Origin of the sequence: Actinomadura sp. CNU-125, from assembly GCF_001942465.1 — a bacterium.
GTDB lineage: Bacteria > Actinomycetota > Actinomycetes > Streptosporangiales > Streptosporangiaceae > Spirillospora.
This window is the reverse complement of sequence record NZ_MKJY01000207.1, coordinates 1-9,519: the sequence shown is the minus strand read 5'-3', so window position 1 is coordinate 9,519 and position 9,519 is coordinate 1. Positions and strand designations below refer to the sequence as shown.

The following is a 9,519-nucleotide window of genomic DNA, read 5'->3' as shown; positions in this document are numbered from 1 at the left end:
CCTCGCGCGACGCGGTGCGGGAGAACGTCCGCCACGTCTCCGGCGGCAGCAGCGTCAGGTTGCGGGTGGTGCCCGCCGAGTCCGACAGCCGGGCCGCCGCGCGGCGCGACGCGTCCCCGTAGGCGTAGATCGCGGCGCGCAGGTCGGTGCAGGTGCGGTCGAGCTCCGGCCAGCGCCGCAGGATCGCGCCGTGCAGCCGCTCGGCGCGCACCAGGATCTCCTCGGTGCCCCACAGCTTCGGCGCCTGCTCGCGCAGCTCCTCGATCGTCCCGTTCGTCAGGGTCAGCAGCTCCACGCTCCACAGCCGGAACGCGCGGGCCAGCCCGTCCGCGCCGTCCCGTGCCTGCTCGGGGGTCATCCGGGGGTCGGCGACGTTGAGCTGTTCGAGGGCCAGCAGCCGGTGCATCTCGCTCTGCCCGCCGTCCAGCATCATCCGCCGGACGAACATCAGCCCGACCACGCTCGTGAACGACGCCCGGTAGCGCAGCTGGTTCGGTTTGGGGAACACCTCGCGGACGGCGCCGAGCCCCTTCAGCACCCGCAGCCGGTTCTCGAACACCTCGGACGGGTAGGCCCGGCACACGTACCGCATCTGCTCGCGGCTCAGTCCCTCCTCGCCCGCGTCGGCGAACGCGGCGAGCAGCGTCTCGGCGACGTCCACGAGGCCGGGGTCGTCGACGACGGCGCCGCTGTCGCGCGCGAGCGCCGCGAACATCTGCCGGTAGACGCCGAGCACGGCCTCGCCGACCAGGACGTCGTCCAGGCTGGCGGCCTCATCACCGGTGGTAGGGGACGTGTTGGTGGGCACGGCGCACTACCGTACGGCTCCGCACCGACGATTGCGGAATCGGAACGGGTCAACGCCCCCCACTGCCCCGGGGACGCACCCCGGTAGTCCGGCACGAACCCCACCGGCCGTGGACGAACCGGAATGAACCCGGCGGCCCGGCGCCGAGTTCCGCTCCGGGTCAGCGGGGGCGGAGGAGGCCGCGGTCGAAGGCCGTGCCGACGGCCGCGGCGCGGTCGTTCACGCCCAGCTTGGCGTAGATGTGCAGCAGGTGCGTCTTGATCGTCGCCTCGCTGACGAACAGCTTCGCGGCGGCGTCGCGGTTGGTGCTGCCGCGCGCCACCAGGGCGAGGACCTCCAGCTCGCGGGGGCTCAGCGGTTCCTCGCCGTCCCGGGACGGGACGGGCGGGGCCGGTGCGGCACCCGATCGCATCCGGCTCATCAGCAGCGTCGCGACCGGCGGCGACAGGACGGCTTCGCCGTGCGCCGCCGCCCGCACCGCGCGGAACAGTTCGTCCTTGCGGGTGTCCTTCAGCAGGTATCCGGTGGCGCCCGCCTCGATGGCGGGCAGGACGTCCCGGTCGGTGTCGTACGTGGTCAGCACCAGCACCCGGCACGGCAGCCCCGACTCGGCCATCCGGGTGATTGCGGTGACGCCGTCCATGCCGGGCATCCGCAGGTCCATCAGGACGACGTCGGGCCGCAGTTCCGCCGCGAGGCGCACGGCCTCGGCGCCGTCCCCGGCCTCGCCGAGCACCTCCAGGCCGGGCTCGCCGGTGAACATGCCGCGCAGCCCGTCCCGCACCACCGGGTGGTCGTCGACGATCAGCAGCCGGATCGGCGTGTCGTCCGTCCCGCTCACGACGCCTCCGCCGGGACGGCCGGGACGCACGCCGACAGCGCGGTGCCCGCGCCGGGCGCCGACTCGATCTCCAGCCGTCCCGCGACGCGGGCGACGCGGCGCCGCATCGCGGCCAGCCCGTGCCCGCCGGCGGCGGTGGGCCGCACCCGGTCGGGGACGAATCCGGCGCCGTCGTCGCGGACGTCGAGCGTCACGACGTCCCCCATGTAGGAGAGCGTGAGCGCGACGCGGGACGCGGCGGCGTGCTTGGCGACGTTGACGAGCGCTTCCTGCGCGGTGCGCAGGAGCGTGCCCTCCACCTCGGGATGCATGGCCCGAACCGTACCGGTCGCGGTGAAGGCGGCGGGGACGCCGTGGGCGGCGGTCCAGCGTTGGGTGATCTCGCCGAGCGCTTCGGGCAGCGCGGCCTCCTCCAGTTCGCGGGGCCGCAGTGCGTGCACGGACCGGCGGGCCTCGGCGAGGCTCTCGCGCGCCATCTCCTGCGCGACGTCGACGTGCCGGAGCCAGCCCGCGCCGCGCTCGTGGGCCTGCCGGGCGGCCTGGAGCTGGGTGACGACCCCGGCCAGGCCCTGCGCGATCGTGTCGTGGATCTCCCCGGCCATCCGCTGCCGCTCGTCCTGCACGCCCGCTTCGCGCGCCTGCGTGAGCAGCTGCGCTTGCAAACCCGCGTTCTCCTCCAGGGCCGTCTCCAGCCGGGCGTTCGCCTCGGCGAGTTCGCCGATCACGACCTTGCGCTGCGCGGACTGCTCCTCGACGCGCCACCCGAACAGGCAGAACGTGCTCGCGATGGCGGTGTTGACGGCGAGTGCCAGCAGGTACACGGGCGTCGCGTCGACGATCACGGCGAATCCGCCGAGCTGGGAGGCGGCGGAGAAGGACGCGGTCACGCCGATCCCCGCGAGCCGCCACGGGGACGGCAGCATGAACGCGTGCACGTAGCCGATCATGGCCGCGAAGCCGTACAGCGGGTTGACCGCGATCAGGGCGCCCAGGATCGTCAGGAGGCCGACGTAGTACACGGCGGCGAGGCGGGTCCGGTCGCGCCAGCCGGGGTGCAGCGTCACCATCCACGCGATCCACCCGGCGCCCAGGGCGGTGAGCCCCAGCATCGCCGCGATCCCGCCGGGGGAGTTCGGGTAGACGAGCAGGCCCAGCACCGTCGAGATCGCGAGCAGGACGTACGGGATGGCGCCGAGCGCCAACTGCTCGCGCATCTCCCAGGCGTCGTACTTCGGCGCGCCGCCGCCCGCACCGTTCGTCATCACGCCCCCCGATGTCGTTCCGGCGGCCGTCATTCCCACCGGAAGAGTTTGGCCGCCACCCCGGTCGCGACCACCCCGTACGCGACCATTATCGCAATGGCGGACATTTCCGGCGCATCTCCCGCCCAGGCGGCGCGGACCGCCTCCAGCCCGGCGCCGAGCGGCGTGGCGTCGCAGACGCGCTGCAGCGCCGCCGGCATCTGGTCGTACGGGACGTACACCCCGGCGAGGAACAGGCTCGGGAAGAACAGCAGCGACCCGGCGGCGTTGCCCGCGCGGGCGGTCGGCGCGACGGCCGTCACCACCGCTCCGATGGCCAGCAGCGCCAGCATGCACGCCGCCGCCGACAGGACGAACCAGCCCGGACTGCGCGGCGCCGCGATGCCGAACACCGCCGCGCCGAACCCGATCAGGACGAGCGCGCTCACCGCCGCCATCACCGCGTTGAACAGCAGTTGCGCGACGAGCAGCGCGGACGGCCGGGCGGGCGTCGCCCGCATCCGGCGCAGCACGCCCCGCTCCCGGTACTCGGCGAGGATCGCGGGCATCATCATCAGGCCGAGGATCGCGAAGGCGATGCCGATCCCGATCGAGGCGATGTACTCGGCGAGGGTCTGCCCGCCGAGCTCGTTCGCCGGGTCGCCCGACCCCGGCAGCACGGCGAACCCGGTGAGCAGCGCGAGCGGCAGGACGAACGCGAACACGAGCGTGTGCCCCTCGCGCATCCGCAGCCGGAACTCGGTCGCGATGATCTTGACGTACACGGCGGCCCCCTCAGGCGCGTTCGGACGGACGGGCGGGCGGCTCCGCGGGCGGTTCGCCGGACGGCTCGGCGGGCGGGCCGCCGGTCAGCGCGACGTAGGCGTCGTCGAGGCTCGTCTGCTCGACGCGCAGGTCGGCGACCAGGACGTGCCGGCGGGCCAGCGCCGAGGTGACGGCGGCGGCGAAGTCGCCGGTGCCGCTGACGACGACGTGCCGTCCGGACGACTCCACGCCGGTGACGCCGGGCAGCGCGGCCAGTTCGGCGGGGTCGAGCTCGGCGGAGGGCCGGAACCGCATCCGGCCGCCGCCCCCGGTCGCCTCCTCGATCAGCGTCTCGGGGGTGCCGGACGCGACGATCCGGCCCCGGTCGAACACCGCGAGCCGGTCGCACAGCTCCTCGGCCTCGTCCATGAAGTGGCTGATCAGCACGACCGTGACGCCGCTCGCCCGGACCCGGCGGATCAGCTCCCAGGTGGCGCGGCGCGCCTGCGGGTCGAGGCCGGTGGTCGGCTCGTCCAGGAAGACCACGTCGGGGCGGCCGACGAGGGCCAGCGCGATGTGCAGCCGCTGCGCCTGCCCGCCGGACAGCTTGCGGACGCGGGCGCCGCGCTTGCTTTCCAGGTCCCACTCGGTGAGGAGTTCGCGCGGGTCGCGCGGGGAGCGGTAGAAGGACGCGTACAGGTCGAGCGCCTCGCGCACCCGGATCGACGCGGGCAGGCCGGTCTGCTGGAGCTGCACGCCGATCCGCTCGCGCAGCCGGTCGCCGTCCCGCCGCGGGTCGAGCCCGAGGACGCGGACGCGGCCCGCGTCGGGGCGGCGCAGGCCCTCCAGGCACTCCACCGCCGTCGTCTTCCCGGCGCCGTTCGGGCCGAGGATCCCGAAGATCTCACCGTCGCCGACCTCGAAGGACACCCCGTCGAGCGCGGCGTGGTCGCCGTACCGCTTGACGAGGCCCTCGACCTCGATGGTGGTTCCCAACGCTCGTTCCTTCCCGCCGGTTCATCGCCGTACGGGTCAAGGTTCGCGCCGGGACGCCCGCGCGGGCATCCACCGTCCGGTCAGCGGGGGGATGATCCGCCATCGATCGAAAGGTGGATGCCGACGCGGGTCACGTCACGCGGACGCGGGACGCGGGATGGACTTGTGCTCCAGGTAGGCGGCCAGCCCCTCGGGGCCGAGCTCGCGCCCGAGGCCGCTGTTCTTGTACCCGCCGAAGGGGGTGTTGGGGTCGAGCACGTACATGTTGACGCCGCAGCTGCCGGTGCGGATGCGGCGGGCGACCTCGACGCCGTGGTCGGGGTCGGCGGTCCACACCGACCCGCCGAGGCCGTACTCGCTGTCGTTGGCGATGCGGACGGCGTCGTCCTCGTCCTCGTAGGGGATGAGGGCCAGGACGGGCCCGAAGATCTCCTCGCGGGCGATGCGCATGTCGTTGCGGACGTCCCCGAAGACGGTCGGGGCGACGTACCAGCCGCGGTCGTGCGGGCGGTTCAGCCCACCGGTGATGATCTTGGCGCCCTCGTCCTGCCCGAGCCGGATGTAGCCCTCCACCCGCTCCTGCTGGCGCTGCGCGACCAGCGGGCCGACCTCGTTGGCGAAGTCGGACGGGTCGCCGACGGTGAGGCCGGAGACCATGGCGGCGAGCGCGTCGGCGACCTCGTCGTAGCGGCTGCGCGGCGCGAGGATGCGGGTCTGCGCGGCGCACGCCTGCCCGTTGTTCATCAGCGACGCCAGCTTGAACCCCTCGACGGTGGACGCGAGGTCGGCGTCCTCCAGGACGATCGCCGCCGACTTGCCGCCGAGTTCGAGCGTCACCCGCTTCAGCTGCTCGCCGCAGACCGCGCCGATCTTGCGCCCGGCGGCGGTGGAGCCGGTGAACGACACCTTGTCGACGTCCGGGTGCGCCACCAGGTGCGCGCCGACCTCGCGCCCCGCGGGGACGATGTTGACGACGCCGTCCGGGAGGCCCGCCTCCAGCATCCACTCGGCCAGCAGGTAGGTGTCGAGGGGCGTTTCCGGGGACGGTTTGGCGACCACGGTGCACCCGGCGATGAGGGCCGGTGCGAGCTTCAGCATGAGGGTGAACTGCGGGACGTTCCACGGGACGATCGCCGCGACGACCCCGACGGGCTCGCGGGTGACCGTGACCGGGCCGAGCATCCCCTGGCGCTCGTCCTCCCAGGTGTAGGAGGCGGCGAGGTCGGTGTAGTACTGCAGCACCATCTGCGGGATCGCGGCCTGCCCGAAGATCGAGAACCCGAGCGGCGAGCCCATCTCCGCGGTGACCAGTTCGGCCATCGTCTGCTGCCGCTCGGCGTAGATCGCCGACAGCCGGCCCAGGATCGCGGCGCGCTCGGCCGGGGTCATCCGCGGCCACGGGCCCTCGTCGAACGCCCGCCGGGCCGCCGCGACGGCGGCGTCGATATCGGCCTCGGTCCCCTCGGGGACGCGTCCGATGACCTCTTCGGTATGGGGCGAGATGACCTCGATCGTGCCGGTTCCGGCCGGGGCGGCCCAGCCGCCGCCGATGAAGAACCGATCGTGCTCGCGCATTCTTGGGTGCCTCCTGCTCTCGGGGGCGGCCGTCACGCCGTCGGCCGAGCCGAATGGTCGAACCGAGTGCTTGCTTGGCACAGCATCGCACGCACCCCCTGGACCTTGGCAAGAGCGAATGAGACTCCAGTCTCATCCAGCTCGGCCGTCGAGTACCCGATCGCTTACAGCAGGTGCGCGTTGGGCTCGCGCGCCAGGTCGGCCAACTCCGGCAGCTCGACCGGCTCGACGCCCGCCGCCGCCAGCACCTCCGCGCCCGTACCCTCCACGAACAGCGACGGCTCGCGCCACGCGAACACGACCCGCCGCGCCCCCGACGCGATGATCAGCTCCGCGCACGTCCGCGGCCGGGACGCGCGCCGCCCGCACGGCTCCAGCGAGCTGTAGACGGTCGCGCCCGCCAGGTCGCCGGACGTCTTCGCGAGCGCCGCCTCCTCCGCGTGGTCGTGCGGATCGCCCTCCCGCGAACGGCCGCGCGCGAGCTCCCGCCCGTCCTCGCCGACGATCACCGCGCCGACGGAGAACGCGGTCCGCGACGGCGGGCACAGCGCCGCCAGCTCGCACGCCAGCCGCAGCCAGCCCGCGTCGTCCATGCCGCCCGCGTCGTCCATGCCGCCCGCGTCGTTCGCGCCGCCCGCGTCGTTCGCGCCGCCCGCGCCGTCCGTGCCGTCCATGCCGTCCATGGGATCCATCCTGCCCCTCAGCCGCGCCGCCCCGCCGTCAGGTACCGCAGCAGCACCAGGTCGCCGATGCGGGTCACCTCCTCCAGCCGCATCGGACGGTCCGGGCGCTGCGGGAACACGCCCGAGTGCGCGAACCGCGGCGCGGACGGGTCGCCGACGAAGAACGGCGCCACGACGAGCTGCAGCTCGTCGGCGAGCCCGGCGGTCAGGAACGCGGTGTGGACCCCGCCGCCGCCCTCCACCATCAGCCGCCGGACGCCCCGCGCCCCGAGGTCGGCGAGCATGTTCGGCAGCTCCGGCGGGTCCCCGGCGCCGATCACCTCGCCGCGTCCCGCGAGCCGTTCCGCCAGCGCGTCCACCCGCTCCGACGCGGTGTAGACGAGCTTCGGCGACTCCCCGGTGGTGAAGAACCGCGCGTCCGGGTCGATGTCGCCGCTCCAGGTCAGCGTCACCTTCGTCAGATCGGGCGGCAGGCCCCGCGCCGCCCGCCGCTCCCGCCGCGCGGCGAGCGGACCAGCAGCCGGGGGTCGTCGCGCGGACGTCCCTGGCGCCGACGAGGATCGCGTCGCAGCTCGCGCGCACCGCGTCGACCCGGTCCCAGTCCGCGGCGCTCGACAGCCGCAGCCGCTCCGGGCCCGCGTCGTCGATGTACCCGTCGACCGACATCGCGCAGCTCAACAGGACGTAGGGGCGTTCGCTCACCCTCCGAACACTAGGGCGTCGGCGGCGCGCCCGGTCCGGAAGCGGGGATTCGAAGATCCTTTGTGGCGACTCGGCGTTTCTGTGCCGGATGTGTCGGAGGTGAGTCCTAGGGTTGCCCCGACATGCGAATCCTCCACACCTCCGACTGGCACCTCGGCAGATCCTTCCACCGCGAGTCACTGAAGGACGCCCAGGAGGCGTTCGTCGACCACCTCGTCGACACCGTCCGCGCGGAGCGGGTGGACTGCGTGCTCGTCTCCGGCGACGTCTACGACCGGGCGCTGCCCAGCGTGGACGCCGTGAAGCTGTGCGACGACGCGCTCGCGCGGCTGAAGGCGCTGACCCGGGTGGTGCTCATCGCCGGCAACCACGACTCGGCGAGCCGGCTCGGCTGGGGGGCGCGCCTGCTGGACGACTCGGGCGTGCACGTCCGCACCGAGTTCGCCCGCGTGGGGGAGCCCGTCCTCATCGGCGACGCCGCCGTCTACGGCATCCCCTACCTCGAACCGGAGTTCGCCCGCAGCGAATGGGAACTGCGCGACCGCACCCACGCCGCCGTGCTGACCGAGGCGATGCGCCGCGTCCGCGCCGACGTCGAGGCGCGCGGCCCGGACGTCCGGTCGGTCGTCCTCGCGCACGCGTTCGTCACCGGCGGCGAGGCCAGCGACAGCGAGCGCGACATCACCGTCGGCGGCTCCGCGCACGTCCCCGCGTCGGTGTTCGACGGCGTCGACTACGCCGCCCTCGGCCACCTGCACGGCAAGTGGGCCGTCACCGACCGCGTCCGGTACTCGGGGTCGCCGCTGGCCTACTCGTTCTCCGAGGAGCACCACGTGAAGGGCTCCTGGCTGGTCGACCTGCGCGCCGACGGCGTCCGCGCGGAGTTCGCGGAGGCGCCCGTCCCGTGCCGCCTCGGCCGCGTCCGGGGCCGCATCGACGACCTGATGCACGACGCCCGGTTCGAGGAGTTCGAGGACCGCTGGCTGCAGATCACGCTGACCGACCCGCGGCGGCCGTCCGGCGCGATGGAGCGGCTGCGCCGCCGGTTCCCCGGCGCGCTCGTCCTCGGCTACGAACCCGAGGGCGACGGCGCCGACGCGCCCCGCGGGTGGGCCGACCGCATCCGGGAGAAGTCCGACCTCGACATCGCGGGCGACTTCGTCACCGAGGTCGCCGGCGAGCCCGCGACCGCCGACGAGCGCGCCCTCCTGCACGAGGCGTTCGAGCACTGCCGCCAGAAGGAGGCCCTCGCTTGAGGCTGCACCGGCTGGAGGTCACGGCGTTCGGCCCGTTCTCCGGCACCGAGGAGATCGACTTCGACGCGCTGTCGGGCGCCGGGCTGTTCCTCATCCAGGGGCGGACCGGCGCCGGCAAGACCAGCGTCCTCGACGCCGTGTGCTTCGCCCTCTACGGGCAGGTCCCGGGCGTCCGCAACCGGGTGAAGGGCCTGCGCAGCGACCACGCCGCCCCCGGTGCCGCACCGCTGGTCGTCCTGGAGACGACGATCCGCGGCCGTCGGCTCCGCCTCACCCGGTCGCCCGAGTGGGAACGTCCCAAACTGCGCGGTTCCGGCACGAAGAAGGAACACCACAAGGTCCTGCTGGAGGAGTTCGAGCGCGGCGGCTGGACCGGGCTGTCCAACCGCATCGACGAGACCGGCGACCTGATCGGCGACCTGCTCGGCATGAGCGCCGTCCAGTTCTGCCAGGTCGCGATGCTGCCGCAGGGCGAGTTCGCCGGGTTCCTGCGCGCCAAGGCGGACGAGCGCCGCAAAGTTCTTGAGCAGCTGTTCGCCACCGGGGTGTTCGCCGACGTCGAGAAGTGGCTCGCCGACCGCCGCGCCGCCGCCCGCCGCGCCGCCGCCGACCTCGGCGCCGCCTCCGCCTCGATCGCCGACCGGATAGCCGA

Annotated in this window: 8 protein-coding genes and 2 pseudogenes; 2 read left to right on the top strand and 8 right to left on the bottom strand. The window is 73.8% G+C overall.

Annotated features, from left to right (window positions below; genetic code table 11):
- From BJF79_RS23215 to BJF79_RS57325, 8 genes and pseudogenes are all read right to left on the bottom strand, one after another.
- Nucleotides 1-808 (bottom strand): annotated as a pseudogene (locus tag BJF79_RS23215) (hypothetical protein); the annotation flags it as partial.
- Between the two features lie 160 nt (nucleotides 809-968).
- On the bottom strand, nucleotides 969-1,649 hold the full coding sequence (locus BJF79_RS23210; RefSeq protein ID WP_075900403.1) for a response regulator: 681 nt from the start codon (nucleotides 1,647-1,649) through the stop codon (nucleotides 969-971).
- The gene (locus BJF79_RS23205) at nucleotides 1,646-2,911 is read right to left on the bottom strand and encodes a sensor histidine kinase (protein ID WP_075900397.1); all 1,266 of its coding nucleotides are present in this window, start codon (nucleotides 2,909-2,911) and stop codon (nucleotides 1,646-1,648) included. Before BJF79_RS23205 ends, BJF79_RS23210 begins: the two co-directional genes overlap by 4 nt.
- Nucleotides 2,912-2,940: 29 nt before the next feature.
- The gene (locus BJF79_RS23200; RefSeq protein WP_083733717.1) at nucleotides 2,941-3,675 is read right to left on the bottom strand and encodes an ABC transporter permease; all 735 of its coding nucleotides are present in this window, start codon (nucleotides 3,673-3,675) and stop codon (nucleotides 2,941-2,943) included.
- 10 nt (nucleotides 3,676-3,685) lie between these two features.
- On the bottom strand, nucleotides 3,686-4,651 hold the full coding sequence (locus BJF79_RS23195) for an ABC transporter ATP-binding protein (protein ID WP_083733715.1): 966 nt from the start codon (nucleotides 4,649-4,651) through the stop codon (nucleotides 3,686-3,688).
- A gap of 135 nt (nucleotides 4,652-4,786) precedes the next feature.
- Nucleotides 4,787-6,226 carry an aldehyde dehydrogenase gene (locus BJF79_RS23190; protein ID WP_075900395.1) on the bottom strand — a complete coding sequence of 480 codons (1,440 nt, stop codon included), beginning with the start codon at nucleotides 6,224-6,226 and terminating at the stop codon, nucleotides 4,787-4,789.
- 164 nt (nucleotides 6,227-6,390) lie between these two features.
- Nucleotides 6,391-6,837 carry a dCMP deaminase gene (locus BJF79_RS57330; protein ID WP_187357045.1) on the bottom strand — a complete coding sequence of 149 codons (447 nt, stop codon included), beginning with the start codon at nucleotides 6,835-6,837 and terminating at the stop codon, nucleotides 6,391-6,393.
- A gap of 89 nt (nucleotides 6,838-6,926) precedes the next feature.
- Nucleotides 6,927-7,575 (bottom strand): annotated as a pseudogene (locus BJF79_RS57325) (RibD family protein).
- A gap of 158 nt (nucleotides 7,576-7,733) precedes the next feature.
- Between BJF79_RS57325 and BJF79_RS23175 the strand changes: the two are divergent.
- On the top strand, nucleotides 7,734-8,867 hold the full coding sequence (locus BJF79_RS23175; RefSeq protein ID WP_075900392.1) for an exonuclease SbcCD subunit D: 1,134 nt from the start codon (nucleotides 7,734-7,736) through the stop codon (nucleotides 8,865-8,867).
- The coding region (locus BJF79_RS23170; RefSeq protein ID WP_158079263.1) for an AAA family ATPase at nucleotides 8,864-9,519 on the top strand (656 nt) is incomplete at its 3' end. The genes BJF79_RS23175 and BJF79_RS23170, both read left to right, overlap by 4 nt.